Origin of the sequence: Streptomyces sp. NBC_00102 (assembly GCF_026343115.1) — a bacterium.
In the GTDB taxonomy this organism is placed as follows: domain Bacteria; phylum Actinomycetota; class Actinomycetes; order Streptomycetales; family Streptomycetaceae; genus Streptomyces.
In genome coordinates, this window is the sequence record NZ_JAPEMC010000005.1 from 57,133 (window position 1) to 82,905 (window position 25,773).

At 71.2% G+C, this 25,773-nt stretch carries 20 protein-coding genes and 1 riboswitch; of the genes, 8 read left to right on the plus strand and 12 right to left on the minus strand.

Translation table 11 applies throughout. The features are described 5' to 3' along the window. Nucleotide 1 precedes the first annotated feature (1 nt). Both OHA55_RS34470 and OHA55_RS34475 read left to right on the plus strand, forming a co-directional pair. Complete coding sequence (locus OHA55_RS34470) at nucleotides 2-928, plus strand: carbohydrate ABC transporter permease (RefSeq protein ID WP_266714089.1); 927 nt, start codon at nucleotides 2-4, stop codon at nucleotides 926-928. A 75-nt stretch (nucleotides 929-1,003) separates the two neighbouring features. Next, on the plus strand, nucleotides 1,004-2,827 hold the full coding sequence (locus OHA55_RS34475) for a glycoside hydrolase family 2 protein (RefSeq protein ID WP_266714091.1): 1,824 nt from the start codon (nucleotides 1,004-1,006) through the stop codon (nucleotides 2,825-2,827). Nucleotides 2,828-2,876: 49 nt separating this feature from the next. On the opposite strand, the gene OHA55_RS34480 is transcribed toward OHA55_RS34475, so the two are convergent. Next, a complete protein-coding gene (locus OHA55_RS34480) occupies nucleotides 2,877-4,544 on the minus strand; it encodes an RICIN domain-containing protein (RefSeq protein ID WP_266714272.1) in 1,668 nt (555 codons plus the stop codon). Nucleotides 4,545-5,179: 635 nt separating this feature from the next. Here OHA55_RS34480 and OHA55_RS34485 point away from each other — a divergent pair. Both OHA55_RS34485 and OHA55_RS34490 read left to right on the plus strand, forming a co-directional pair. Further along, complete coding sequence (locus tag OHA55_RS34485) at nucleotides 5,180-5,965, plus strand: hypothetical protein (RefSeq protein WP_266714093.1); 786 nt, start codon at nucleotides 5,180-5,182, stop codon at nucleotides 5,963-5,965. 274 nt (nucleotides 5,966-6,239) lie between these two features. Next, nucleotides 6,240-6,485, plus strand: a complete 246-nt coding sequence (locus OHA55_RS34490; RefSeq protein ID WP_266714095.1) for a DUF2283 domain-containing protein — start codon at nucleotides 6,240-6,242, stop codon at nucleotides 6,483-6,485. Between the two features lie 178 nt (nucleotides 6,486-6,663). On the opposite strand, the gene OHA55_RS34495 is transcribed toward OHA55_RS34490, so the two are convergent. Both OHA55_RS34495 and OHA55_RS34500 read right to left on the minus strand, forming a co-directional pair. Next, on the minus strand, nucleotides 6,664-6,936 hold the full coding sequence (locus tag OHA55_RS34495; RefSeq protein WP_266714097.1) for a hypothetical protein: 273 nt from the start codon (nucleotides 6,934-6,936) through the stop codon (nucleotides 6,664-6,666). Between the two features lie 208 nt (nucleotides 6,937-7,144). Beyond that, nucleotides 7,145-8,335, minus strand: a complete 1,191-nt coding sequence (locus tag OHA55_RS34500; RefSeq protein WP_266714099.1) for a glycoside hydrolase family 76 protein — start codon at nucleotides 8,333-8,335, stop codon at nucleotides 7,145-7,147. 240 nt (nucleotides 8,336-8,575) lie between these two features. Beyond that, a riboswitch (TPP riboswitch) is annotated at nucleotides 8,576-8,669 on the plus strand. Here OHA55_RS34500 and OHA55_RS34505 point away from each other — a divergent pair. Together OHA55_RS34505 and OHA55_RS34510 are read left to right on the plus strand one after the other, a co-directional pair. Next, nucleotides 8,661-10,076 carry a cytosine permease gene (locus tag OHA55_RS34505; RefSeq protein WP_266714100.1) on the plus strand — a complete coding sequence of 472 codons (1,416 nt, stop codon included), beginning with the start codon at nucleotides 8,661-8,663 and terminating at the stop codon, nucleotides 10,074-10,076. (Overlaps the previous riboswitch by 9 nt.) A 229-nt stretch (nucleotides 10,077-10,305) precedes the next feature. Continuing rightward, nucleotides 10,306-12,366 (plus strand): phosphocholine-specific phospholipase C, encoded by a 2,061-nt coding sequence (locus OHA55_RS34510; RefSeq protein WP_266714101.1) that lies wholly within the window; start codon nucleotides 10,306-10,308, stop codon nucleotides 12,364-12,366. An 81-nt stretch (nucleotides 12,367-12,447) separates the two neighbouring features. Here the strand turns inward: OHA55_RS34510 and OHA55_RS34515 are convergent, their stop codons facing one another. The 8 genes from OHA55_RS34515 to OHA55_RS34550 form a co-directional block, all read right to left on the minus strand. Next, nucleotides 12,448-14,469 (minus strand): GxGYxYP domain-containing protein, encoded by a 2,022-nt coding sequence (locus OHA55_RS34515; protein WP_266714102.1) that lies wholly within the window; start codon nucleotides 14,467-14,469, stop codon nucleotides 12,448-12,450. A 184-nt stretch (nucleotides 14,470-14,653) separates the two neighbouring features. Further along, on the minus strand, nucleotides 14,654-15,949 hold the full coding sequence (locus OHA55_RS34520; RefSeq protein ID WP_266714103.1) for an MFS transporter: 1,296 nt from the start codon (nucleotides 15,947-15,949) through the stop codon (nucleotides 14,654-14,656). 2 nt (nucleotides 15,950-15,951) lie between these two features. Beyond that, on the minus strand, nucleotides 15,952-16,863 hold the full coding sequence (locus OHA55_RS34525; protein ID WP_266714104.1) for an alpha/beta hydrolase: 912 nt from the start codon (nucleotides 16,861-16,863) through the stop codon (nucleotides 15,952-15,954). A gap of 150 nt (nucleotides 16,864-17,013) precedes the next feature. Beyond that, on the minus strand, nucleotides 17,014-18,651 hold the full coding sequence (locus OHA55_RS34530; protein WP_266714105.1) for an NAD(P)/FAD-dependent oxidoreductase: 1,638 nt from the start codon (nucleotides 18,649-18,651) through the stop codon (nucleotides 17,014-17,016). A gap of 31 nt (nucleotides 18,652-18,682) precedes the next feature. Beyond that, on the minus strand, nucleotides 18,683-19,141 hold the full coding sequence (locus OHA55_RS34535) for an SRPBCC family protein (protein ID WP_266714106.1): 459 nt from the start codon (nucleotides 19,139-19,141) through the stop codon (nucleotides 18,683-18,685). A 428-nt stretch (nucleotides 19,142-19,569) separates the two neighbouring features. Continuing rightward, the gene (locus OHA55_RS34540) at nucleotides 19,570-20,040 is read right to left on the minus strand and encodes a DUF5709 domain-containing protein (protein WP_266714107.1); all 471 of its coding nucleotides are present in this window, start codon (nucleotides 20,038-20,040) and stop codon (nucleotides 19,570-19,572) included. A 120-nt stretch (nucleotides 20,041-20,160) separates the two neighbouring features. Beyond that, nucleotides 20,161-20,487, minus strand: a complete 327-nt coding sequence (locus OHA55_RS34545) for a plasmid stabilization protein (protein ID WP_266714108.1) — start codon at nucleotides 20,485-20,487, stop codon at nucleotides 20,161-20,163. Nucleotides 20,488-20,751: 264 nt separating this feature from the next. Beyond that, nucleotides 20,752-21,012, minus strand: coding sequence for a DUF2945 domain-containing protein (locus OHA55_RS34550; RefSeq protein ID WP_266714109.1), 261 nt, complete (start codon nucleotides 21,010-21,012; stop codon nucleotides 20,752-20,754). 403 nt (nucleotides 21,013-21,415) lie between these two features. On the opposite strand from OHA55_RS34550, the gene OHA55_RS34555 reads away from it, so the two are divergent. Further along, on the plus strand, nucleotides 21,416-21,688 hold the full coding sequence (locus OHA55_RS34555; RefSeq protein WP_266714110.1) for a DUF4873 domain-containing protein: 273 nt from the start codon (nucleotides 21,416-21,418) through the stop codon (nucleotides 21,686-21,688). 38 nt (nucleotides 21,689-21,726) lie between these two features. Here OHA55_RS34555 and OHA55_RS34560 read toward each other — a convergent pair whose 3' ends face one another. After that, nucleotides 21,727-23,859 (minus strand): sigma-70 family RNA polymerase sigma factor, encoded by a 2,133-nt coding sequence (locus OHA55_RS34560; RefSeq protein ID WP_266714111.1) that lies wholly within the window; start codon nucleotides 23,857-23,859, stop codon nucleotides 21,727-21,729. Nucleotides 23,860-24,252: 393 nt separating this feature from the next. On the opposite strand from OHA55_RS34560, the gene OHA55_RS34565 reads away from it, so the two are divergent. Further along, nucleotides 24,253-25,734: a pectinesterase family protein gene (locus tag OHA55_RS34565; protein ID WP_266714112.1), complete on the plus strand. Its 1,482-nt coding sequence runs from the start codon at nucleotides 24,253-24,255 to the stop codon at nucleotides 25,732-25,734. Nucleotides 25,735-25,773 lie beyond the last annotated feature (39 nt).

Genomic DNA, 25,773 nt, shown 5'->3' on the forward strand with positions numbered 1-25,773 from the left:
CATGTCCGCCGTCTCCACCCCCGCCCGCCGGCCGCAACGACCGCAACGGCCGTACCGTCCGAACCGGCCGCGCCGCGAGGAGTCGGGGTCCCTCCTGCTGCTCGGCCACGGACGGCTGCCCCGCGTCCTCGCCGGGACGGCGCTGACCGTGCTCGCCGTCGTCTGGCTGCTCCCCTTCCTCTGGGCGGTCGCCACCTCGCTGCAGAGCGAGCAGGACGTGATGAAGTCGGGCCTCTCGCCGTTCAAGGGCGCCTTCACGCTCGACGCCTACCGGCGGATTCTGGACCGTGGAAACGTGCCCACCTGGGCCTTCAACAGCGTGCTGATCGCGGTACTGGTCACCGTGCTCACCGTCGCCGTCTCCACGCTCGCCGCGTACGGCTTCTCCCGCGGCACCTTCCGCGGCCGGCGCGCCTTCCTCGCCGTCACGGTCGCCGCGATCATGGTCCCGCCGCAACTGCTCATCGTCCCGCTCTTCGAGCAGATGACGACGTTCCACCTGGTCGACACCTACGCGGCGGTCATCCTGCCGCAGGTGGTCGCCCCGATGATGGTCTTCATCCTCAAGCGCTTCTTCGACGGCATCCCCCGCGAGCTCGAGGACGCGGCCCGCATCGACGGCGCCTCCGAACTCCGGGTGTTCTGGTCGATCGTCCTTCCGCTGTCCCGCCCGATCGTCTCCGCCGTCGCGATCTTCGTTTTCATCGGCGCCTGGAACAACTTCATGTGGCCCTTCGTCGTCACCAACGACCCCGACCTCATGACGCTTCCCGTCGGCCTCGCCACCGTCAAGGACGCCTACGGCATCCAGTACGCCGGGTCCATGGCGTCCGCCCTGCTGTCGGCGGCCCCGCTGATCGTGATGTTCCTCCTCTTCCAGCGGCGCATCGTCAACTCCGTGGCCACCACCGGCCTCGGCGGCGGCTGACCCCAACTCCCTGTCCGCCTTCCTGTCCGCGTGCCGGCCTCCCGCCGGCCGCACCACCTTCCGACTGGAGTCCCTGTGCACCACCCCTCCGTTCCCCGTCCGGAGTACCCGCGACCGCAGTTCGTCCGCCGCGACTGGCTCAACCTCAACGGGACCTGGCAGTTCGAGACCGACCAGGGCGACAGCGGCCTCGAACGAGGGCTCCTCGGCCGCGACCTCACCGGCGAGATCCTCGTACCCTTCGCCCCCGAGTCCGAGCTCTCGGGCGTCGGTGACACCGACTTCCTGGAGGCCGTCTGGTACCGGCGGCGGTTCACCCCGCCCGCCGAATGGGCCGGCCGCCGCGTGCTGTTGCACTTCGGAGCCGTCGACCACGACACCACCGTCTGGGTGGACGGCACCGAAGTGGTGCGCCACCGGGGCGGATTCACTCCCTTCACCGCAGATCTCGGCGAACTCGCCCAGGCCGGGCGGGAAGTGGAGATCACCGTCCGTGCCCGTGACCCGAAGGCCGGCCCGCAGGCCCGCGGCAAGCAGGCGACCCAATACGCCAACCACGACTGCAACTACACCCGCACCACCGGAATCTGGCAGACCGTCTGGGCGGAGCCCGTCCCCGAGACCCACCTGCGCCGCCCCCGCATCACACCCGACCTGGCCGGCGCCGCCTTCTCCGTCGAACTGCCCCTGTCGGCCAACCGCCCCGGCCACCGGGTACGCGCCGTCGTCAGCGACGGAGCGGGCGAGGTCTGCCGCGCCGAGGTGCGCGCCGACCTGGACCTCGCACCCCGCCTGCACCTCGCCCTCCCGGAGGGACGGCGCCGCGAATGGAGCCCGGAGGACCCGTTCCTCTACGACCTTCGGCTCGAACTCCTCGACGCGGAGGACCGGGTGGTCGACGGCGTCGCGAGCTACGCGGGCCTGCGCGCCGTCTCCATCCGCGGCCGGGCCGTGCTCCTCAACGGCCGCCCCCGCTTCCAGCGTCTCGTCCTCGACCAGGGGTGGTACCCGGACGGCCTGATGACCGCTCCCTCCGACGAGGCGCTGATCCGCGACATCGAACTCGCGATGGAGGCAGGCTTCAACGGGGCCCGACTGCACCAGAAGGTCTTCGAGGAGCGCTTCCTCTACCACGCCGACCGGCTCGGGTACCTCGTCTGGGGCGAGTTCGGCGACTGGGGCTGCGAGGTCGGCGGGTCCTCCGGCGACAACCAGCGACCCGACGCCTCCTACGTCGCCCAGTGGCTCGAAGCCGTGGAACGCGACTACTCCCACCCCTCGATCGTCGGCTGGTGCCCGCTGAACGAGACCTACCAGAAGCTCCACGACCGCATCACCCAACTCGACGACGTGACCCGGGCGATGTTCCTCGCCACCAAGGCGATGGACACCTCGCGGCCCGTGATCGACTCCTCCGGCTACTCCCACCGAGTCCTGGAGACCGACGTCTACGACTCCCACACCTACGAGCAGGACCCCGCCGCCTTCCGGCAGCTCGTTTCCGGACTCGCCAAGGGCGAGCCCTTCGTCAACACGTACGAGAACGGCGCCGACTACTCCCAGCCCTACCGGGGCCAGCCCTACTTCGTCAGCGAGTTCGGCGGGATCTGGTGGGACCCGGAGGCCGCCGCCGAGCAGTCCGGCAGCGACCGCACGGTCTCCTGGGGCTACGGCGACCGGGTGCGTACCGAGGAGGAGTTCCACGAACGCTTCGCCGGCCTCACCGGGGCACTGCTCGACGACCCGGAGATGTTCGGCTACTGCTACACCCAGCTGACCGACGTGTTCCAGGAACAGAACGGCGTCTACCGTTTCGACCGCGGCACCAAGCTCGACATCGCCCGCGTCCGGGAAGCCCAGTTGCGGCCCGCCGCCTTCGAGGCGCCGGACGCCGGCTGACGGGTGCGACGGCGGGTGCCCGGCCCACGGGGCCGGGCACCCGCTCGTCTCAGACCCGCTGAAGCAGCCAGAGCTGCGGCTGCTGACCGTTGCAGGTCCACTGCTGGACGTTCGCCCCCGCCGTGCGCGAGCCCTGGGCGACGTCCAGGCACTGCCCGGCGGACTTCACCACGAGGCGGTAGTAGCCGCGCCCGGCGCTCTCCAGCCGCCAGTCCTGCGCCGCCAGTGCGTTGCAGTACCACTGACGGACGTTCGCACCGGGGGCGGCGGAACCGTTCTCCACGTCCACGCAGTAACCGCTGTTCCCGGCGGTGAGCGTGAAATAGCCGCCACCGCGGGCTCGCACGAACCACTCCTGAGGGCCCAGGCCGTTGCAGGTCCACTGCTGGATGTTGCCGCCGGCGGCGCGCGAGTCACCGGCCACGTCCAGGCAGTTCCCGCTGTTGGCGTTCACCAGCCGGTACCGCGCCCCGTCCACGACCCCGGCCGCGTCGCCGCTGCCGGTGACCGGGCCGGTCGCCACGTACGGACGGCAGACGGAGCCGTCCCAGTCCGTCGCGATCTGCAGCACCGTGCGTCCATCGGCGGAGGGCAGCAGCGGTGAGCTGTAGTTCGGGCAGTACGTCGCGGTCGGCGCCGCGACCCGTACCGGGGCCTCGATCTCGTACCACGGACCGGTGCCGTTCTCCGTGTTGGCCAGGATCGTGCGCCCGCTGTCCGCCGCGGGCGTGCCGTCACGGTTGAGGAGCTGCTGGCCGACCAGCAGGAGCCGGCCGTTCGGCCCGCCGCCGGGCGCGGGTGCCCAGGCGATGGTGGGCGCGGCACGGAAGTACTTGCCGTCCACGGTCTCCGGACGGAACCCCAGCGAGCCGGCCGAGCCCCAGTCCCAGCCGTCCGGGGAGGTGCGGTAGTGCACCACGCACTGGTACTGCCCGCCCGGATTGCAGATCTCGTAACTCATCAGGTATGTGCCGTTCGGCAGCCGGCGCACCACGGGCATGCCGGGCCGGTCCGGTTCCCAGGCGCTGGCCACCGTGTCGCGGCGGTCCTGCCAGTGGACGCCGTCGTAACTGCGCGCGGCGGAGAGCTTCTGGTCGTGGGCCGGATCGGTCTCGTCCGCGTAGTGACAGACGAGCGCGCCGTCGGCGGCCACCGAGAACTCCGGCTCCCACAGCCCGCCGGTCCCGGTCGCGGTGGCACAGGAGGAGAGGTACGTCCAGGTGCGGCCCACGTCGGTGCTGCGCCAGACACGCAGGGCCATGCGCCGGTCCGGCTCGTCCTGCCCGGCCGAGGCGGCCCACAGCAACGTGCCCGCGGACAGCGATCCGACCTGCTGAGGAAGTTCGAACAGGGTCGAGCAGCACAGGCCCTGCCCGCTCGCCGACTCCGGGTCGGCGATCCTGCCCACCTGCCGGAAGGTGGCTCCGGCGTCGGTGCTCTCGTGGATGGCGCCGATGCCGTTGTTGCCGTCGAAGGTCACGACGCTCGCGAGCACCCGGCCGTTGGCGGCACCGCTGTGCTCCAGCCGGATGGCACGGGGATAGAGGCCTGTACCGCTGCCGAGCGGTGTGCCGGTGGCCGCGAGCGAGGCCCCCTGGGGCCCGGCTCCGGACAGTGCGGAGGTGACGGGAGGCGCGGGCGCGGGAAGTACGGGTGCGGGCGCGGCCGACGCGCCCGCCGGTGCCGGCGTCAGGCTCAGCGCCGCGGCCGCGGCCACGGCTGCCAGGACGGCGCGCAGCGGCCGTCCGGCACGGTGACCGCCGGTCGAGGAGGCGGGGGTCGGGAGGGGAGTGGGGCGGAGCGGTCGGCGTAAGGAGAAGAGCACGGGTTTCCTTCCCTGAGGCGCGGTGGCGCGACAGGACGGCCTGCGGGTGCGGGCCGCGGCTGTCGTCCCTTCGGGTTCGGGTTCGCGCACGGGGAACGGGGGCGCCGTCGCAGCCGGCGGCGCACGTGCACGAGTGGCGTGCGGATGTGCTGACGTGCTGACAGCGACAGAGTAGAACGGTGTATACATCGATGTAAACGAGTGTGTCGGGATCGCTCCGAGTGGCATCGGGCATACAACGAGAGTTGTGGAATGGGGAGTTGAGGACAGATGGCTTTGCCGGTGCCCTGCTGACGCACCGACAGCCGGACAACCGCGTGGTCGTGGGTACCCTCATGCGTGGTCCGGTCCCGGACGCCGCCAACGCGCTCGCGCTCGGGCGCCTGCCGTTGGGTAGGCGGTCGGTCCGGTCAAGTGCGCCTGTCGAAGGCCCCGTTGGCTGATCCGAGCGGTCGCGTGGATGGTCGCAGGTCACATGGCGAGTAACCTGCCGGCCATCTGATCTTCTGCGTGAGAAGGGGGTTTTGATGGTGACGTCGTGGTGGGCGCTGGCCTTCGCCGTGATTCTCGCCGTGATGTCCGTGGATGCCTGGCGTCGGGTGATCCGGTCGTGGCACACCCGATCGTTGCCCACGGCGCCCATGGCGCTGGTCGATCTCTTCGGACCGGCCGCAGGTCGCAGGCTCATGCGGGCCTCGTGGCTCAACGCCGTGTGCTGGAGCGGTCTCACCGTCATGTTGCTCGGCGGGGCCTGGCTCCCCTCCGAGGGGCGCGATGCCCCGACGAGCTCCGCGGCGTTGGTGATCACTCTCGTGGGACTGGGGATCTTCTTCCTCGGCCTCTTCACGCAACTGTCGATCGCCATCTTCGGGTGGCCACTTTCTCTGCTTCCGAGGGACACCAGCGCCGACGCCGGTGGCGAGGGAGGTGGCCGCACGGGCTGGGAAGACGCGGGGCACGGGAGTCGAAACGCCCAGGCGGACGCGACGGGGAGCGTCAACTCCGCGGACGGCCGTACGGAGATCTCCGTACGACGTGACAAGGATGATTCCTTCGCACAGTTGCGACGCTACGACGTGTACGTGGACGGAGAACGTGTGGGCCGCATACGGCGGGGCGAGGAGTGTTCGGCGCAGATTTCGCCCGGCGCGCATACCGTCCAGGTGAAGATCTCATGGTGCTCCAGTCCGGTCTTCCCGGTCGACGTCACGCCCGGGGAACGGCGCAACCTCAGCTGCCGGGCCGTTCCCGGAGCCGAGGCCGATCCCGTCGGAGGTATCAGACGTCGAAGCGACGTCCTCGTGCTGCGCTGACGGGGGAGCCGACGACCGCGCCTCCTGCATCTGGTCGTTCGCATGGGCGGTCGAGCCGGGAGAGAACATCCCGGCGGCAGCTGCCCTACGGGCAGCACCTGGATCGCGCAGGACCGTAGCGGGTCGACGAGCGAGGAAGCACTGGAAAGAGGTCGACACGTCCTGGTCGTGCGAGTAACCATGCGTGCGGCCCGTGGGCGAGACGGCCTCCTGGCCGAAAGCCCTTCGAGCAGCCGCACGGCCCGGGGGACAACCTGGAGGGAAGGGTCTGGCTGTGGCAGAGGTCAGCGTCACCTACGACAAGTCCGTGGGCGCGGCGTACGTGTACTTCACCGAACCTGAGCTCTTCGTAAGGTCGGTGCACACGTATCCCTGCGACCCGGTGGCCGTCGACGGCATGATCAACCTCGACTTCGACGAGGACGGCCGCCTCATCGGCATCGAGATCCTGGCAGCCAGTTCGAAGATGCCCGAGTACCTCCTCAAGTCCGCGGAGCGGCTGGATGCCGAAGGTGATTGAAGGAGCCTCGCCCGGGGCGGGTCCGCTAGCCCCGCCCGCGGAGTGGCCACGCCGTGTGTCGTGCGTACTCGCAACACGCGATGCGGACCGCTCCTGCGGGCCTCTCGGGCGGAGTGGGCTGGTGAGACCCCAGTCCGACCTCGCAGCCGTTCGTCATGGCCGATGGTGCAACAGCCTCTCAACTCTCCTCGGCCAGGCCGCAGGCGAAGGGGAACGCCTCGAAGTATGCGCGTCGCTCAGGGTCTTGCTCGGCCCCGGCCAGATTGCCGAGCACGGTCAAGAAGTGGCTCTGCTGGTCCGGTGGCAGCTGCCCCAGCACCCAGCTCACCGACTCCGTCATCTTTACCGCAGAGTCGGGATCGATCTCGTCGTCCCCGCAGGTGTCGAGGAATCGGACGACATCGACGACGAGTCCGGCCAGGACGGGTACCAGCGGGTCCGTGTCAGTCATCCGGGCAGGGTATCCGAGGAGTCCGGTTCTCCATGTTTCCGGGCCGCTCCCGGCTCGTCCGACCCCGCCGGAACCCGGCACCCTTCCGCGGGAGGTGCCGGGCCGCTTGTCACGGAAGACGACCAGGATGCCCTTGCATGCGGAGGCGGCCCGGGGCGGCCCGAGCACCGGTGAGCGGTTCGGCGGGACGCGGCGTGCCGAACCGGGCTCAGTACAGCGTCCGCCAGGCACCGCGCGGCCAGGACAGAACCGCGAATACCTGTACGGCGGCGGCCTGTTCGATGGCCTGGGTGGTCCCGTTCTCGGCGAACCGCATCAGACCGGTGGCGCTGTCCCGCTGTTCGGACCAGATGTGGTCCGCGTAGTCGGCCATCGCTTGCCGGTAGACGGACCCGCCCGTCACCGACTCCAGCAGCAACAGGTTCTTGAAGAAGATCGAGTTGAAGAAGACGGGCTGGGACAGCAGCCTGTCCTCGGTCACAAAGTGCGTGTACGCGGCCTCGGCCGTCCGCCGGGCCTGGTTCAGGTACGTGCGGTCGCGGGTCGCCTCGTACAGCAGGACTCCGACGCCGACCGGGACGCCCTGGTTGTAGGACCAAACGGTCCGGTCGACCGTACCGGCGAGGTCGAGGTTGTCCCAGTAGAGGTACTCGGGGGTCCGCAGATGGGTGTTGGTCCAGTCGTAGAAGCGCCTGGACGACTCCAGATACCGGGACGCCCCGGTGATCTGGTGCAGGCGCAGGCCGAGTTGGGCGCCGGGCATGTTGGAGACCGTGTTGCGCCAGTGGTTCCAGTCGGCCTGGGTCCAGAACACCCCACCAGGGGAAGGGTGTTCGGCGTCGGTGTCCCAGCCCGACTCGACCAGTGCGAAGATCTCCTCCGCGCGGCGGAGCGCGGCCCGGTCACCGGTCTGCAGATGCAGCTGGGACTTGGCCAGCCCCACCCACTCGTTGTCGTCGTAGAACATGTCGCCGCCGTCGCCGTGCGGCGCGACCGGGTAGGAGTCGTAGCCGGCGAGGCCAGTGGTGCCGCCCGCCGGGTTCCAGTACAGCTCCTGCGCCCTGGCGCGGGTGGCCAGGGCCGGTGCGTAGCGGGGGTCCACGAAGGCCAGGTCGAGGGCGGCGACGTGGACCTGGGACAGCGGCCATTCGTAGGAGTACGGGCGGTCGTCGACGGCGACCGGGTACTGCTCGCGTACGAGTCCGCTGCCGTCCGCCGTGTCGAAGTACCTCTCCAGAGCCCGGTACGTGACGCGCGCGCGGGAGAGCGAGCGGGAGGCGGACCGGCCATCCGCCGGAGACGGTGTCGCGGCGGTCGCGACGGCAGCGGTCGCGGGTGCGGCGGCCAGGGCGGCCAGAGAGGCGCCGAGGATCTGACGGCGTGAGGGGGACCAGCGCATACGGAGCTCTCCTGTTCGAGGTGCGACGCAGGGTGCGGGGTGTCCGACCGCGTTAGACAACGTTGTCACCGGGGTGCGGGGGCGTCAACGGCCAGGACGGAAAAGGGTTGTCGGAGATCGTCTCCGGCCCGCGCGTCCGGTCGGCCCCCGGGCGCCCGCGCCGGGACCCGGCCTTTCGGCTGCGCGCTCCGTCACCCCCGCTGACCTGGCCCGGGCCGCCGTCCGGCTATCCTGACCGGCGAACCGGACACGGGGTGCCCCGCGCGGGGCTGAGAACACACCCGTCGAACCTGAACCAGCTAGTACTGGCGGAGGGATGTCTTCCATGGCGTTGCCGTACGCGCAGAACGACCGTACGACCCCGGAGCGGGACGCTCCGTACTCCTCGACCGCCTTCGGCGGCCGCATGCCCACCGCCCCGGGAGATCTGCGGATCGAGACGCATGGGATAGCCCCCGTGCCCGAGGGCCGGCGGTACGGCGGCCCCGGCAGGCTGTTCACCGTGTGGTTCGCCCCCAACCTGACCATGACCGGTGTGTTCACCGGCACCGTCGGCATCGCGCTGGGCCTGGACTTCACCACGGCGCTCGTCGCGGTCGTCCTCGGCACACTCGTCGGGGCGGCGCCCACGGCATACCTCGGCACCTGGGGAAGCCGGACCGGAGTCGGTCAACTTCCACTCGCGCGACTGGCGTTCGGCAGGGGAGTCGTACTGCCCGGAGCGTTGCAGTGGCTGTCCTCGATCGCCTGGGACGCGCTGATCGGCCTGTTCGGCGGGGACGCGCTGGCCCAGCTGTGCGGCTGGCCGTTCTGGCTGGGCGTCCTGGTCATGATGGCCGCCCAGGGCGGGCTCGGTGTGCTGGGGTACGAGGCGATCCACCGGCTCCAGACCCTGATGACGTTCCTGCTGGCCGCAGCCTTCGCCGTGCTGGCCGTCAAACTGCTGGACGGTGTCCACCCCGCCGCCTCCGGTGCCGCGCACGGCGGTGACCGGGCGGGCGCCTTCGTCCTGACGTTCACGATCGCGCTGAGCCTGTCGCTGTCGTGGGCCCCGTACGCGAGCGACTTCAGCCGCTATCTGCCGACCGGTACCTCCCGGCCGCGCATGTTCTGGTGCACCCTGCTGGGCATCAGCCTCTCCTTCGTGGCGGTCCAGACGCTCGGCCTGTGGGGCGCGTCCGTCTTCACCGATCAGACCGCGCGGGGGATCGACACCCTGCTGGGCGGCGGCGCGCTCGGGGCGTTCGGTCTGCTCGCCGTCGTGCTTGCCGCGCTCTGCAGCAACGCCATGAACGACTACAGCGGCTCCCTGGCCCTGCAGACGATCGGGGTGCGCCTGCCACGCCCCGTCGCCGCCGCCCTCGCCGCCGCGCTCGGATTCCCGCTCGTGCTGTGGATGCACGCGGCCGACACCACGGCCCGGTTCCAGAACGTGCTGCTCCTGGTCGGCTACTGGATCCCCGCCTTCGTCGCGATCGTGGCGGTCGACTGGGCGGCGAGGGCCAGGGCCCGTCGCGGCGCCCCGATCGACCTCGCCGCCGAGAGCGCCCACGACCGGCCCTGGTGGCCGGCGCTCACCGCCTTCGTGGTCGCCTTCGCCGCGGCGGTCCCGTTCATGAGCACCGGCCTGTACGTCGGCCCGGTGGCCGAGGCCCTGCACGGAGCGGACCTCGCCTACGGCGTGGCCTTCCTGGTGGCCCTGGCGGTGTACACCCCGCTGCGGCTGCCCCGGCGCTCCTGACCGGCGGCCGGTCACCGCGGCGACCGGCCGGACACCGTCGCGGCCGCACGGGGCACGGTGGCGACCGCACCGGTCACCGCCGCGACCGGCCGCCGTCGCAGGGCTCTTCCGTTCTCTTCCGTTCTCCAGGTGTACGGCGGGGTGTCACGAACCCGCCCCCGCCCGGTATCCGGAGAGCGCTGTTCTTGGGGCGACTCCACACCCCCCGTCACCCCGGAGGCCGTCTCCCATGACAGAACTCGACCGTCGCAGGTTTCTGCAGATCGCCGGAGGAACCGCGGCCCTCACGATGCTGAACGAGAGCATCGCGAGGGCCGCCGCCATTCCCGCGCGGGGAACCACCGGCACCATCCAGGACATCGAGCACGTCGTCGTGCTGATGCAGGAAAACCGCTCCTTCGACCACTACTTCGGGGCGATGAAGGGGGTGCGAGGCTTCGGGGATCCGCGACCGGTGCTCCAGGACAACGGCAAGTCCGTCTTCCACCAGTCCGACGGGACGAAGGACGTCCTCCCCTTCAACCCGCAGGTGGCCGACCTCGGTATGCAGTTCCTGGAAGGGCTGGACCACGACTGGGCGGGCGGCCACCGGGCGTACAACAACGGCAAGTACGACCAGTGGGTGCCGGCCAAGACGGCCACCACCATGTCGCACATGACGCGGAAGGACATCCCCTTCCACTACGCGCTCGCCGACGCCTTCACCGTGTGCGACGCCTACCACTGCTCCTTCATCGGAGCCACCGACCCCAACCGCTACTACCTCTGGTCCGGCCACACCGGCAACGACGGCACGGGTGGCGGTCCGGTCCTCGGCAACCAGGAGGCCGGCTACGGCTGGAAGACCTACCCGGAACGCCTGGAGGCGGCCGGAGTCTCGTGGAAGATCTACCAGGACGTCGGCGACGGCTTGGACGCCGCCGGGTCCTGGGGCTGGATCAGCGACGCCTTCCGAGGCAACTACGGCGACAACTCCCTGCTCTACTTCAACAATTACCGCAACGCCCAGCCCGGCAGCGCTCTCTACGAGAAGGCCCGTACCGGCACCGACGTCAAGGCGGGCGGCACCTACTTCGACCGGCTGCGCGCGGACGTGACCGCCGGGACCCTCCCCAAGGTCTCCTGGATAGCCGCTCCCGAGGCCTTCAGCGAGCACGCGAACTGGCCCACCAACTTCGGCGCCTGGTACATCTCGCAGGTCCTGGACGCGCTGACCTCGAACCCGGCGGTCTGGGCGAAGACCGCCCTCTTCCTCACCTACGACGAGAACGACGGCTTCTTCGACCACGTGGTCCCGCCGTACCCCCCGGCCTCGTCCGCCTGGGGCCTGTCCACGGCCGACGTCTCCAAGGACCTCTACCCGGGCGGCACGAGCTACGCGGCGGGCCCGTTCGGCCTCGGCCCCCGGGTACCGATGATCGTGGTCTCGCCGTGGAGCAAGGGCGGTTACGTCTGCTCCGAGACCTTCGACCACACCTCGGTCATCCGCTTCCTGGAGAAGCGCTTCGGGGTGCACGAGCCGAACATCTCACCGTGGCGGCGCGCGATCTGCGGGGACCTCACCTCCGCCTTCGACTTCGGGCGCGCGGACGGAGCCCCCGCCGCTCTCCCCTCCACGGCCGGATACGTACCGGCGGACAAGAACCGTCACCCCTCCTACCACCCGACCCCGCCGGCCACGGGGACCCTTCCGGGGCAGGAGCCGGGCTCCAAGCCCACCCGCCCGCTCGGGTACAGCCCCTACGTGGACGGCCGGGCCACCGTCTCCACCGGCAAGTTCACCCTGACCTTCTCCGGCGGCCCCGCCCTGGGCGCGCACTTCCACAGCACGTCCGGCAACCGCACGGACGGCCCCTGGCCCTACAGCGTCGAGGCGGGCAAGACCCTCTCCGACACGTGGAGTACCAGCGCCTCGACCGGCAACCGGATCGACCTCACGGTCTGGGGCCCGAACGGCTTCCTGCGCACTTGGCAGGGGCCGGCGGCGAAGGCCGGGCCCGAGGTCACCGCCCGCCACGTGGCCGCGAACGGCACCCTGAAGCTCACCATGACCAACTCCGCCCCCGCAGCGGTGCACCTCACCGTGACCAACGCCTACGGCGGGGCCGCGCAGACCTTCAAGGTGAACCCCGGCGCGACCGTCTCCCACACGGTCGACCTGCGGGCGACGGCCCGCTGGTACGACGTCAAGGTCCTCTCCGACGCCGACACCGGCTTCCTCCGCCGCTTCGCCGGCCATGTGGAGACCGGCGCCCCGGGCGTCTCCGACCCGGCGATCCGGACCGCCTGACGCGGTTTCGGGCTCGCGCCGGCAACCGTCCCGCGGATCGTCCGGTCCACGGGCAACGGCTGCCGGCGCGTACCGCCCGGGTCAGCGACGGGTGCTCCGCGCCGCCTGGTTCATCAGGTCGAAGAAGGTGTCCCCGCGCACCACTTCGAACCGGTCGTCCAGCAGAGCGACGAGTTCGGCGGCGTCGCTCGGCGTCCAGCTCCAGGCGTTGATCGCACCTGCCACGAACAGCGGCGCGGTACCGTCCCAGCCCTCGATGTGCTTCAGCAGCCCGTCCCGGTACTCGGCGGCCTTCCCCTGCGGGAAGAAGTTGCCGATCACCGGCATTCCGGCCGGCCGGTCCTGCAGGTCCCCGGTCTCCCAGGACTGGATGATGCCCCGCAGCGGGGTGTTCTTCCGGTAGGAGCCGGCGACGCGCTCGTCGAACGGCACCCATCCGTCGCCCGTCGTGCTGCGCTGGTTGTACGCGTACACCAGGTCGATGCCGGTCCGGCGCAGAAAGCGTCCGGTCAGCTCGGTGTAGGCGTCCAGGGCGCCGGCGGGCCAAGAGCCCGGATAGGTGTAACCGGCGCCGGAGGGACCGGAGATCAGCAGGTCGTTACCGGTGGCGGTGGACTGGTAGTACGCCAGCAGCGCCGGGCCGATGTCCGCGAGCAGCGGGCTGACGGTCCAGTTGAGCGGCACGCTGCCCCGCTCGGGGTCGTCCCAGATGGTGCGCATGTGGCGCTGGCAGTACTGGATGTTGTCACCCTCGCCGAAGGTGAGGGTGAGGTGGACGCGGTCGGCGAGCCGGGCCTTCGGCTTCGGGCGGACCTTGTCCGAGACCCGCGCGGGCACACCGGCGTGCACGGTGCCGTTCATGAAGAAGTCGGCGGGCACCACCTCGATGCCGTGCTGGGAGGCCCGGTCGACACCGCCCCACTCGCCCGCCACGTCGTTGGAGAACCAGCCCGTGTAAGGAGTGGTGGGCCCGACCCGGCTGAACACCTCGTCCAGCAGCGTGCCCGTCTCGCCCGAGGGAGGCAGCCAGACGACCATGGCCCGGCTCGCGACCACGTAGTCCCGGAAGTACGGGAACGGTTCGACCCTGGTGGGGGAGGTGGCGGTCGCGGACACCAGGTACTGGTTCCACAGGTCGGCTTCGACCAGGAGCTGTCCGGTGCCGGCCGGCGGGGTGAAGTGGTAGATGAAGTAACCGCCGCCGTCGGCGAACCGGTTGGCGTCGCCGCCGATGGCCGAGTTCGAGCCGTCGAAGAGGTACGGCGCCTCCGCGTCCGTACCGGGTACGAAGGAGGCGACCACCCGGCCGTCGGCCTTCACCGTGACCGAGCCGACCGACGCGCCCCAGCCGTCCTCGCCGAACGAGTCCTTGAAGCGCAGATAGACGCCGTCCCCGCCGGACAGCTCCGCGCTCACGTCGAAGGTGCGGACCTGCCGGTTGGACGAGTCACGGACGCGCTCGGTCTCCCGCGCGATCTCGCGCCAGCCGACCTGGGGGGTCTGCACCGTCCGGGTGGGCGGCAATCCGGCCAGCAGGGTGTGGGTGCAGCGCGGGAACAGGTTGTCCAACTGCCAGCGGTAGGTGGCGAGTACGTCGCCCGCGTCGAAGCGGCCCCGCAGGTCGACGAGGGTCTTCAAGCCGTACTCGCGGGCCTGTTCGGCGGTGGCGGCGACCGCGTTCTCCAACCCGGCCAGAGTGGTCGCCACGTTTACCGAGTCCGGTACCGCGGGGTCGTGCAGGATCGCGCCGCGCACCTCGTTCCGGTAGCGGGCGACGAGGTCCAGCGCCCTCTCGTGGCGGGTGACCCGGGCGCCGGTGCCGGGGAGCCAGCGGAGGTCGACCTCGTCGCTGTCGAAGTTGAAGTAGAGGCGTGGCTCACGGCGGTTGACCACTCCCTGAAGGGTCGTCAGGAGCAGCTGGTCATGTCCGCCAAGGGGGCTCACATCGGCGACGTCGAGCCGGTTGGGGCGGCCGAACGACGGCAACAGGGCTTCCGTGGAGCGAGGTTGGGCCGCACCGGCCTGCGGGGAGAGGAAGATCCCGCCGGCACCGGCCGCGAGAGCCGCTCCGCCCGCCTGCAGAAGAGTTCTTCGGGACACCATCGGCGATCACTGCTCCTTGGGAGAGGGGGCGACTCGGTGTGACATCGTTGTCAACGAAATGTGACATCGTTGTCAAACAATCGGTGAACGTAGTGCCGGGCGGGGGAGTTGTCCATGGTGCGGGCGAGGAGGAGGCGGAGTCGTACCCCCTTTTGATCGACTTCGCGGCAATGCTGATCTCGTGTCAGGGCGCCGGGCGGTCGTCCGCCTCGCCGTTCAGGGCGCTGTCGGCGGGCAGCGGGTAAGGGTGTACGGGCACCGGGGAACCGGTCTCCGGGCGGTCCGCGCGGCCCATGAAGTGGACGGCGACCGTCGCGCCCACGGAGGCGAGCCCGCCCATGTACAGGCCGCTCCGGCCACCCCAGTGCAGCGAGAGCCAGCCGACGAGAACGGCGCCCAGCGGGGTGGAGCCCTGCAGGACGAGGGTGTACAGGGCCAGCACCCGGCCCCGGTACCGCGGGTCGCTGCCCAGCTGGATCCGGTGGTTCGCGGCCTGCGAGAACCAGATCGAGGCGAAGCCGGTCAGCGCCAGCAGGAGGACCGCCGCCCCGAAGGTGGGAGCCCATCCCGTCGCCGTCTCGAACACGCCGAACGCCAGGGCGGAGACGGTCACCGTACGGGCGGAAGGCCGCTCCCGGCGAGCCGTGGTGGCGAGGGCGGCCATCAGGGAACCGGCCGCGAACGCGGCGGTGAGCAGGCCGAAGGACGCCGCGTCGGTGTGGAAGACGGTCCTGGCCAGCAGGGGCAGGGTCAGCTGGAAGTTGAGACCGAACAGGGCGACGAAGAGGACCAGCGTCATCGGTCGCACCAGGTCGGGCCGGCTGCTCACGTAGCGCAGTCCGTCGGCGACCCGGCCCCGTCCGCTCCTGCCCGCGAGCCGTAGCTCGGACGTGCGCATGCGGCGCAGGCCGACCACCGTCGCCAGGTAGCTCGCCGCGTTGAGGGCCATGACCGGACCGGGGCCCCAGGCCGCGATGGCCAGGCCCGCCAGCGCCGGTCCGAGGACCCGGGCGATGTTGAAGTAGGCGGCGCTCAGCGCGGAGGCGTTCGGCAGCAGGCCGGGGCCGACCATCTCGCCCACGAAGGCCATACGGGTGGGCACCTCGACGGAGTTGACCGTACCCAGACAGAGCGCGAACAGGAAGATGTGCCACAGCCGCACGGTGCCGCTGAGGACCAGGACCGCGAGGGCCAGGGCGCAGGCCCCGGAAGCGAGGTTGGACACCGTCAGCAGCATCCGCTTGTCGTACCGGTCGGCGAGCCGGCCGCCGTAGAGCGTGAGCAGCAGCAGCGGGGTGAACTGGAGGGCGGTGACCGTGCCCAGCGCCGTCGCGGAGTCCCCGGTGAGGCCGAGTACCAGCCAGTCCTGGGCCACCACCATCATCCACGTGCCGGCCGCCGAGAACACCTGACCCAGGGTGAAGAGCCGGAAGTTGCGGACGGCCAGCGAGCGGAAGGTGTCCGCGAAACGGGTAAGCATGGTCAGGTGACCGCCGGGCGCGGTGCGGGCCGGGCCGTCTCGCGCGGTACGAGGCAGCCTTCGAGGAACGCGAGGGCGCGCAGATGGTAGGAGCGGGCGGCCCAGCCGAGGCTGATGTTGTGCCCGGCGTCCGGCAGGCGGTCGACGACCACCCGGGGAGCCGCGCGGAAGTGCGAGACCAGGTCGGCGAGGGTGTCGTCGTCGTGCCGCCACCACGCCTCGTGCTCGGCGAAGGTCAGCCGCACCGGCACCCGGACCCGGTGTGCGGTGGCCTCGAAGACCGCGGGCCAGCCGAGGATCTCCGCGTACTCGCGCGGCGGCATGGGCTCGACGAGCGCGGCGCCGGCGAAGAAGGTGTCGGGCGGGTAGAGGCGCAGCTCTCCCCAGCTCCTGCGCGACCGGCGGGTGCCGTCCGTCCCGGGCAGTTCGTGCTGCTCCACGGCGTACGCGTGGCCACACCCCGAGATGTCCAGTCCCAGCAGATCGGGCACCGAATCCTCGGCCGCCGCGGTCAGCGCCACCTTGCCGCCGTAGGAGTGGGCGAGGACGAACATCCCCGCTCCCGTCCCGTACCGGTCAGCGAAGTCGCGCAGCGCCGCGCCGAGGGAGGCGGCCTGCTCCGCCAGGCCCTGTCCCTCGGGAACGTCGGCCGCCGAGCGCCCGTAGCCGGGCCGGTCCACGGCCAGCACCGTGTGGCCCAGGCTCGCTCCCAGCGTCATCAACGACAGCCGCGGGTGTGCCTGGCCGTCGAAGTAGCCCGCGTTCATGCCACCGCCGTGGAGGGCGACCACGACGGCCTGAGCGGGGGCGGCCCGCTCGGGCTCGCTGAGCAGCGCGGAGAGGGTCACCCCGCCGGCGTCCAGGGTGATCGCGCGTACGCCGTGGGAGCGCGGCGCGTGGGCCGGTGCGGCCATCGTGGTCCTCCTGTCGGGCGGGGGGCCGGACCTCGGGTCGGTGCCGGCCTGCCGGGACTCCGGCAGCGTGCGCCCCTGCTTCCCCGATCCGACCCGATCTTGACGACGGGCGCTACCGGGGGGAGGCGCGGGCGGTGGGCCGGTGCCGCGTCAGGGCGCCCGGACGCCCGTTTCGCCCGTCCGGCCCCGGTGGGCCAGCAGCCGCTGGGCCGCGGCCAGTGCCCCGGCCCCGGCCCGCCCGGAACGCAGCGCGGCGCGGGCCGCGTTGGCCCCGGGGGCGCCGTGCACCCCGCCACCCGGATGCGCGGACGCGGAGGCCAGGTACAGCCGTCCCACCGGAGTCTCCGGGCGTCCGGTGCCCGGCACCGGACGGAACACCAACTGCTGGTGCATCGAGGCCGTGCCGCCGTTGATCGCACCGCCGCGGAGGTTGCCGTCCGCCGCTTCGAGCGCGCCCGGCGACAGGATCCGCCGGGCGCGGACACGGTCGCGGAACCCGGGGGCGTACCGCTCCACCTGCCGCTCCACCCGGTCCGCCATCCGCTCCCGCTCCCCGGCGTCCCACACACCCGTGAGCCCGTCCGGCCCGGCGTCCGCCTTGGTCCGGTGCGGCACGTGCGTGTAGGCCCACGCCGATTCCGTTCCCGGCGGCGAACGCGTCGCGTCCGCCGTGGTCATCTGCCCGCAGAGGAGGAACGGACGGTCGGGAATCAGGCCCCGCGCGATCTGCGCGGCCCACCGGGTGAGTTCGTCCACGCCCTCCGCGAGGTGCACCGTGCCGGCCCCGGCAGCGGCCGCAGCGGTCCAGGGGACGGGCCCGTCCAGCGCCCAGTCCACCTTGAACGTGGCGAAGTCCCACTCGAAGCGGCGCATGTCGTCGAGGATCCTCGACGGCAGGTGCTCCGCCGGAACCAGCGATCCGTAGAGGTCGGGCGCCGACACGTCCGCGAGCACCGCCCGCCGGGCGGGAACGCCCTCCCCGGAGGCCGTGCGGACGCCGACGGCACGGCCCTGCCGCACGACCACCTCGGCCACCCGTTCCCCGCACCGCACAACACCCCCGCGCGACCTCAACCGCCGCACCAGCGCCCCGGTCAGCGCCCCGGCGCCGCCGACCGGCACGGGAAAGCCGTAGGACTGCCCGAGCATCGCCATCAGCCAGCCGAAACCACCGCTGCCGGCCGCCTCGGGAGCCAGATCCGCGTGCAGCGCGTTCCCGGCCAGCAGCAACTTCCCCCCTTCGCCGAGGAACTCCTCGTCCCCCAGCCTGCGCACCGGCAGCACCAGGCTGCGTGCGAGCCGCAGTCCGCCCGCCGCGCGGAGCCTCGCCGCCAGCACGCTTCCGGCGAGCACCGGAGGAAAGGGAGCGAAGAGTGCCTTGACGATGTCGTCGCCGAGCCGGTCCCAGATACGGCAGAGACCGAGCCAGCTCTCGCCGTCACCGGGCGCGAAGCCCTCCAGGACCTCCGCCGTCACCGCCCGGTCGCGGTCCAGTACCGCGCACCTTCCGTCCAGCAGTGGATGGGCGAGTACGTGGGGCGCGTGGCTCCAGCGCAGCCCCTCCCGGCCGAGGTCGAGGGCGGACAGCACGGGGGAGGCCGCCGCCAGGGGATAGAACGAGCTGAACACGTCGCTCACGTAATCGGGATGAACCTCCCGGTCACTGCGGACCGCCCCACCCGGCTCGGGCTGCTCCTCCAGGACTTCCACGCTCCAGCCCGCGTCGGCCAGGACGTTGGCCGCCACCAGGCCGTTGGGGCCGCTTCCGATGACCACCGCGTCGACCATGCCGCCACCCTCCGGGCGTTGCACCGTGTCGTCAGACCTGATCCCCCGGCCGGTCCTCGGACCTCTCCTCGACCAGCCGGGCGAGCCGCGCCAGCATGCTGCGGTGGCGAATCTGGAGCACCGCGTCCAGCAGCGCGTTGTGCACCCTGGCCCCCAGGCCCTTCAACGGATGCTCGTCGACGATCACGAGGGTCCGCTCGCCCCAGGGGCGGATGTCGAAGGCGATGCGCGCCGATCCCAGCGGGCCGCCGCTCGCCTCCAGCTCCAGCGCACCCGGTCTGCCGAGGCGACGGACCACCGTGCGCCCGGTGACCTCCTTCGGCCCCACCCGCAGGACGTACGTGATCGAGGAGCCCGGCTCCGGCCACACGCCCGACTCCGGCCGGGACCGGTCGGTCCCCACCACCCACTCCCCGTAGAGAGCCGGGTCCTCCAGCACGTTCCACACCGCGGCCGGCGGCCGGTCGATGAGATGGTGACGGACTGCCATGGTTCTCCTCCGGTCGGGGTCCCGATGACCGCCGCCGCAAGCGTTCGCGTGGTGCCTTGCGGGAGCGCGCGCACCGTACCGGGGCGCGTTCCGGCGCCTCGGTACGGGCGCGTCGGAAAATGTGAGGGCCGCCCCTGCGGGCTCCAGCGCCGGTGGCCGTGTCACTTCCGGTCCTGAGGCGAGGCCGCACAGCGGCCCGGAGGAGCCCGCTTTCCCACCATCGATTCAACAACGCCCGGAGCGATCGCGCAGTTCGGTGGGGTTCACCGGAACACCTGAGCATGCCGGAGACCGGCGTCGACGTGGGTCACCGCGCCCTTGATCTCTGTCAGGGCGACCGGGCCGCGGCCTGCGGCGGGTGCGGGTGTGTCCGCCGCCCCGGAACGGGCCACGGTCTGCGGCGGGTGCGGGTGTGTCCGCCGCCCCGCTCAGCGGCCCGCGCCGCCCTGCTCCTCCTCGTCGACCACGTGCACGGCGGCCTCCTCGGCGGAAGCGGCCCCGCCGTCGATGCCGACGTCCTCGGCGATCCCGTCCGTGTGCCGTCCGGCCGGATCGTCGGCCGCGCTCAGACGGCCGGCCCGGGTGCCGCCCTCGATCCGGTCCTCGGGCTCGCCCTCGCCGTCCGTGAGGTCGCCGATACCGTCGCCGTCGGGCGGTTCGACGTCGGCGACCTCCTGGGCGAGCCGCTGGTCGAGGGATTCGCCACGTCGCTCCTCCGCCCCCGTGGTGCCGTACTTGTCCACCGCGAGCGGGCGTTCGGGGGGCGAGTAGCCCTCCTCCATCTGATCGTCCAGGGTCCGTTCGCCGAGCGCGTCCTCCATGTCGAGTTCGTCGTTGGGCGGGTCCTGGCCGTCGTCCTGCGGCTGGTACACGTCGTCTCCACGCGCCTGGTCCGGCATCGACTTCGCTCCCTCACGTTCGTGTGCATGGACTTCGACGCACCCGTCGGCCTCCCGTACCCGGGCCGCGGGTCGCGTCGGCCTCTCACCGTGCGTGCTGCCACGGTGGGGGCCGTGGCTTCAGCGGCCGAGGGCCTTCCTCAGCTGCTCCTTGTTCATGGAGGAGCGCCCGTCGACGTTCTTCCTCTTCGCCTCCGCGTAGAGCTGGTCCTTCGTCGGCCCCTGTGCGCCCCGGTGGGACCGTTCACCGCCGCGCTGGTAGGCGGACTTCTCGTCCTCGGTGGACGTCCTGCTCGCCGTCCTGGACTCGCCGGAGCGCGCCCGCTCCTTGTTCACCGTCCTGGCGGCGATCTCCTCGGCACGGGACTCGGAGGAGCCCCGCTCTTTCTGGCTCTCCTTGATGTGTTCGTACTGGCGCTCGCGCTTGGCATTGGATCCAGCAGGCATGGTTTTCCTTTCGGTGTCGTCGCCCCGGGGCCGAGGCCGTTTCCGCCGAGGCTTTTGCCGCCGGGGCCTTTTCCGCCGGGGCCCGACCGACCCCGCGGGCGTCCTCGCGGTGGGCCGTTCACACGCGGTGATCTCCGCGGGGGACGCTCATCCGCGTTTCCGGGAACCCGCTGACCAAACAACCGTGGCCCCGAAACAGCTCTCGCTCCAGGGCTCCGTCCGGTACCGGCGCGGCAGAGGGCGGCAGGCTGGTGACCGCCGGTACTACGAGCCGCTCTTTCGGCGCAGCGCTCCGGGCTTGTGCACCGCGGATCTGCCCGTCTTCTCGCTTTCCACCTCGTACTGCGGGTCGCTCCCGGAGGCGTCCACGGTCCGGCCCGCTGCATCGGTGCGGCGGTCGATCTTGCGGGTGACCGAGCCCTCGACCTCCTGTCCGTGGCTCTTCCACGTGACGTCGTCGCCCTTGGACAGCGGCTTGTCTGGTGTGTGCCGCCCGCTCCGTCCGTCCCGGTGCTTCTCGTCCATGGGAGCCTCCCTTCGCCACCGGCTAGGGCCGGATCGTTTCCGCGCGGTGTTTTCGCGCTTCTCCGCCAGGATTGGGCCTCCGGCGGGCGGGCGCACGCCGGGTCGTCACGGGTCCACCGGTCAGTCCCGGCGGCGTGCGGGGGAGTGTGCCCGGGGGAGAGGTGGCGTTTTGCGCGCCGTCGCACCGAATCGCGCGCCGCTCCACCACCGGTCGCTTCCCCGAGTGATCCCAGGTGCGCATGGAGTGATCGGGCCGGGGGATGCTGCTGAGGACGCCGGTGCGTGGAGGACGGCTCGCGCGCCCCACTCCACGCACCGGCGCGGTTGCCCCGGGCCGCCCCGGCGGGTCGCCCGCCTCGCGCCGGGGCGGCGTCCTTTCCGCTCGGCCGGGCAAGCTGGAACCATGACCGACATCTACGAAGGCCCTGCCACGCTCGTCATCGGCGACGAGGAAACCCCGGTGATGGCCGCGCTGCGGGCCGACAGCCGGGGCACGTCCGCTTCCTGGTCGGGGACCGTCAGCGCCGACGGCCTGCAGATCGCCTTCTGGCCGGCCGTGCAGAGCGGCGGGGTCGTGATCCGCATGCCGGACGGCCGGCGCGGGACGGCCCAGATCGACATGGACGCGGAAAGCGGGAAGGCCACGCTCAGCGGAAGCGGCCAGGCGCCGTTCTGAGCCGCGCCCGGTACCCCAACCGCCTCCCGGCCCCGGGGTCAGGAGGCGGTCATCGTCGCCCCCGCCGCCGTAGCGGCCCCGCCGCGGGGGGCGAGGAAGTCGGTGCGGGGGAGTGCGCCGTCGGCTGACCGGGGAGCCCGTGCGGAGTCTTCGTCGGTCGAGACGAACACGGTCGCATCCGTGGCACCGCCGTCCCACGTGTTGTCCGTGGAGCTGACCTGGTCGCCCAGTGCGGCGTCCCGCCCGTTCGCCACCGCCACGTTGGCGCGCGCCGCCGCGGCGGTCGTGGTCAGGTGGAAGCCGTCCACGCCGTTGCGATAGGCCGTGTTGCGGGTCAGCGAGATCCGGCCGGGGTTGCCCTCGTCGTTGAAACCCAGACCGGTGTTCTCCCAGGCGGCGTTGTTCCGTACGACATGGGCGACGGCGGCCCGGGTGTTGCCGCCGCCCAGGGTGAAGCCGTTGCCGTTGCCCTGCCAGTCGGTGTCCCGCCACCGGTTCACGCCGTTGCCGAAGGACCAGTTGCTCTCCACGGTCACCGGGCTGGTGAACCCGCCCAGGTCCAGGCCGTCGTCCGCGTTGTCGTACGTGCGGCATCCGCGCACCAGATTGCCTGCCCCGGATCCGAACTTGATCGCGAGGCCTACACCGCTGCGGCCGTGGTCGTCGGTGCCGTGATTGGCGTAGAAGTCGCTGTCGAGAACGGAGTTGGCCACCGTTCCGCCGTCGCGCAGCGTCAGACCCGACTCGGCGTTGTCGTGGAAGGAGAGGTCCTGGAAGACGGTGTGCGCACAGCCCCGGCAGACGTACGCGTGACTGGTGGAGCCGTGGATCTCCAGCCCTCGCACGGTCCAGTAGTCGGCGGTCTGGGTGACGGCCCACGAGCCCCGGGCGATGCCTGACGCGTCCACGACCGGCTGCTCGCCCGGGTAGTTGGCGAGAGTGATGCGGTGGTCGGCATCGGCGTCCGTGGTGATGTCCACCGCTTCGGTGGGACGGTAGGTGCCGCCCCGCATGAGGATCGTCCCGCCAGGCCGGACGAGGCCGACCGCCTTGCCGAGTGTGGCGAGCGGGCGGGAGAGGCTTCCGTCGCCGCCGTCGGACCCGTCCGGGGCCACGTACAGGGTCAGCGCGGTGACGTCGTTGCCCGAGGACGGGGCAGGTGCCGTACCGGCCCGGGCGGGCGCCGTCGTCCGGGGCGTCGGGGCGGCCGACGGCGGGCCGGCCGGTGACTGCCACAGCAGGAGGGCCAACGTCCCGGCGGCGCCCCCCGCCGCGGCCACCACGGCTGCCGCCTTCGCCTTGGAACCCGCGAGAGTGAGCGGTTCGCGCAGTCGGCCAAGGAGGGAAGGGGCGGTGGACGCGGCGGCAGCGGCGGTTTCGCGCAGCCACACCAGCAGGACCCCCGGCACGGCGACGAGCCCGATGCCGGGCAGCAGGTTCTCCGGGGTGACCAGGCCGTTTTGGTGGGCGTGGCACTGCGGGCAGTCCCGCACATGGCGGCTCAGACGCTTCCGCCACAGAGCGCCGCTCACCCCGTCCCACTCCCGCGCCTCGGACGCGAGCCCCGGGCAGCGCGGAGTGGCCGACAGGGCATGGACCAGAGTGCGCGCCGCCTCCAGCCGCTCCTTCATCCGCTGGACCCGCACGGCGGTGTGCCGGCGGTCGAGACCGAGGGAGGCGGCGAGTTCGGACCGGGTGAGACGGCCCGACGCCTCCTCCCAGTAGAGGGCGAGCAGTTGCCGGTCGGCGGGTTCGAGCCAGCGGGTGGCGCGGGCGAGATGGCGGCGCTGACCGGTCAGGGCCAGTTCGGCGACGGTGCGTTCGGCGAAGTCCGGCAGGGGATCGGGCACGCTCTCGACGTCGTGGCGGGCGGGGTTCTCGCCCCCCGCGCGTCGTTGGTGCTGCTGGATCTCGCGGTACGCGATGGCCACCGCCCAGGAGCGGAACCTCTCGGGCTCGCGCAGTTTCGGCAGACCGCGCACGATCCGCACCATGGTCTCCTGGACGAGGTCGTCGGTGTCCGTGTGCCCGTTCAGGGCCCGGCCGACGATCCCGTAGATCAGTGGCAGGTGGAGGGCGACCAGCCGTTCCATCGCGCGCGGGTCACCGTCCCGCGCGGCGCGCACGAGGGAGGCGACGTCCTCCTCGGCGTCGGTCCGGTGCTCTGCCATGGTCTCCGCCCCACCGGTCATACATCCGATCGATCATGCCAAGAGCCCGCATCGTGGCACAGCGCGAGCAGCCTGTACAGATTCCTTACGAGACGTCGAGCAGGCGGTTCGATGGCCTGATCGATCCACTAACACACCTGCTTACAAGCCATGTTGAGGTGCGTACGGACCGGTCGGCCGTGCAGCGGCGACGCTCCCGCGCCTGTGCTTTTGCGCGTACTCCGGCCGAACCGGCCGTGAGAAGCTCCGCTCTTTCTCGAAAATATTTCTCGGAGATTTCTGTTATCCCCGCCCTTCCCACGCATCTACCAGGGCGCTGCGGCTCCTCCTGCCGCGGCCGGCACTCGGGTGACCGACCCCGCTGCCGTACGAGCCGCACGAAGGAGTATCCGGATGAAACGAGAGCACACGACACGACCCGGCCCCGCCCGCGGGCGCCCGCACCGGCGAGGTGCCACCAGGCTGGGTGTGCTGGTGGCCGCGTTCGTGCTTGCGGTGGCGGGTCTGGTGGCAGGTGGCGCGGTATCGCCGGCCGTGGCCGCGACGTTGCCGGCGACGGGCGGGGTGTATCAGCTGGCGGTGACGAAGAGCGGTAAGTGCATCGATGTGCCGGCGGCTTCGGCGGCGAACGGTGCGTTGTTGCAGCAGTGGGGGTGCACCGCTGATTCGGACTGGCAGAACTTCACGCTGGCGTCGGCCGGTTCGGGGACGTACCGGCTGGTGAACTTGCACAGTGGCAAGTGCGTCGATGTGCCGGATTATTCGACGGTGTCGGGGACGCGGTTGCAGCAGTACAGCTGTGCGGGTCAGACGAACCAGGCGTGGACGCTGGTGGCGAGTGGGTCGGGGACGTTCCAGATCGTCAACGTCAACAGTGGTCTCTGCATCAGTGACGAGGGTGCGTCGACCACGAACGGCACCGCGATCATCCAGGAGACTTGCACCGCCAACACCAACAAGCAGTGGGCCTTCAAGCCCGTCTCCACCACGCACAACACCGTGGCGGCCGACGGAACCGGGACGTACACCACCGTGCAGGCGGCCATCGACGCGGTCGGGACGGGCAACGCGAGCAGGGTCGTCATCACGATCAAGCCGGGCACCTACCGGCAGGCCGTGACCATCCCCGCCAACAAGCCCTACATCACGCTCCAGGGCACCGGCGATTCCCCCGACGACGTGGTGATCGTCGGCAACCGCAACGCGGGTGACTACGGCACCTCGGGCAGCGCCACCGTGGTCGCCCTCGGCCACGACTTCACCGCGACCAACCTGACGATGTCGAACGACTTCGACGAGAACAGCTCCGACACCGGTGACCAGGCGCTCGCGCTCTACCTGGACGCCGACCGGGCCCTGCTGGACGACGTACGTCTCCTCGGCGACCAGGACACCTTCCTGGTCAACAACAACGCCCGCGTCTATGTGTGGAATTCGTACGTCGAAGGCACGGTGGACTTCGTCTACGGCGGTGGCGTCGCGGTCTTCGACAACAGCCGGATCCACGAGAAGCGGACCACTGGCGGACCCATTACCGCCGCCAGCACCCCCGCCGAGCGTGCCTACGGGTTCCTCTTCTACCGGTCCACCGTCACGAGCACGGTGAACAACACCACCCAACTCGGCCGCCCGTGGCGCCAGGACGCCCAGGTCCTCTACCGCGAGTGCACGCTCTCGGCGGCGATCGCCACCGCACAGCCGTGGACGAACATGTCCACCAGCACCTGGCAGAACGCCCGGTTCCGTGAGTACCGCAACACCGGTGCCGGGGCCACGGTGAACGCCAACCGGCCGCAGCTCACCGACGCCCAGGCGGTCACCTACACCCCGCAGAAGTATCTCGCGGGCACCGACGGCTGGAACCCCGTCCGCTGATCCGGTCCGCGACTTCCTTTGCCGATACGAGAGAAGAGG

Bases quoted from the DNA above. Each gene is read 5' to 3' on its own strand.
- OHA55_RS34470 (WP_266714089.1), top strand. From the start codon at position 2: ATGTCCGCCGTCTCCACCCCCGCCCGCCGGCCGCAACGACCGCAACGG.
- OHA55_RS34485 (WP_266714093.1), top strand. From the start codon at position 5,180: ATGGTGACGTCGTGGTGGGCGCTGGCCTTCGCCGTGATTCTCGCCGTG.
- OHA55_RS34495 (WP_266714097.1), bottom strand. From the start codon at position 6,936: ATGACTGACACGGACCCGCTGGTACCCGTCCTGGCCGGACTCGTCGTC.
- OHA55_RS34500 (WP_266714099.1), bottom strand. From the start codon at position 8,335: ATGCGCTGGTCCCCCTCACGCCGTCAGATCCTCGGCGCCTCTCTGGCC.
- OHA55_RS34505 (WP_266714100.1), top strand. From the start codon at position 8,661: ATGGCGTTGCCGTACGCGCAGAACGACCGTACGACCCCGGAGCGGGAC.
- OHA55_RS34510 (WP_266714101.1), top strand. From the start codon at position 10,306: ATGACAGAACTCGACCGTCGCAGGTTTCTGCAGATCGCCGGAGGAACC.
- OHA55_RS34515 (WP_266714102.1), bottom strand. From the start codon at position 14,469: ATGGTGTCCCGAAGAACTCTTCTGCAGGCGGGCGGAGCGGCTCTCGCG.
- OHA55_RS34520 (WP_266714103.1), bottom strand. From the start codon at position 15,949: ATGCTTACCCGTTTCGCGGACACCTTCCGCTCGCTGGCCGTCCGCAAC.
- OHA55_RS34525 (WP_266714104.1), bottom strand. From the start codon at position 16,863: ATGGCCGCACCGGCCCACGCGCCGCGCTCCCACGGCGTACGCGCGATC.
- OHA55_RS34530 (WP_266714105.1), bottom strand. From the start codon at position 18,651: ATGGTCGACGCGGTGGTCATCGGAAGCGGCCCCAACGGCCTGGTGGCG.
- OHA55_RS34535 (WP_266714106.1), bottom strand. From the start codon at position 19,141: ATGGCAGTCCGTCACCATCTCATCGACCGGCCGCCGGCCGCGGTGTGG.
- OHA55_RS34540 (WP_266714107.1), bottom strand. From the start codon at position 20,040: ATGCCGGACCAGGCGCGTGGAGACGACGTGTACCAGCCGCAGGACGAC.
- OHA55_RS34545 (WP_266714108.1), bottom strand. From the start codon at position 20,487: ATGCCTGCTGGATCCAATGCCAAGCGCGAGCGCCAGTACGAACACATC.
- OHA55_RS34550 (WP_266714109.1), bottom strand. From the start codon at position 21,012: ATGGACGAGAAGCACCGGGACGGACGGAGCGGGCGGCACACACCAGAC.
- OHA55_RS34555 (WP_266714110.1), top strand. From the start codon at position 21,416: ATGACCGACATCTACGAAGGCCCTGCCACGCTCGTCATCGGCGACGAG.
- OHA55_RS34560 (WP_266714111.1), bottom strand. From the start codon at position 23,859: ATGGCAGAGCACCGGACCGACGCCGAGGAGGACGTCGCCTCCCTCGTG.
- OHA55_RS34565 (WP_266714112.1), top strand. From the start codon at position 24,253: ATGAAACGAGAGCACACGACACGACCCGGCCCCGCCCGCGGGCGCCCG.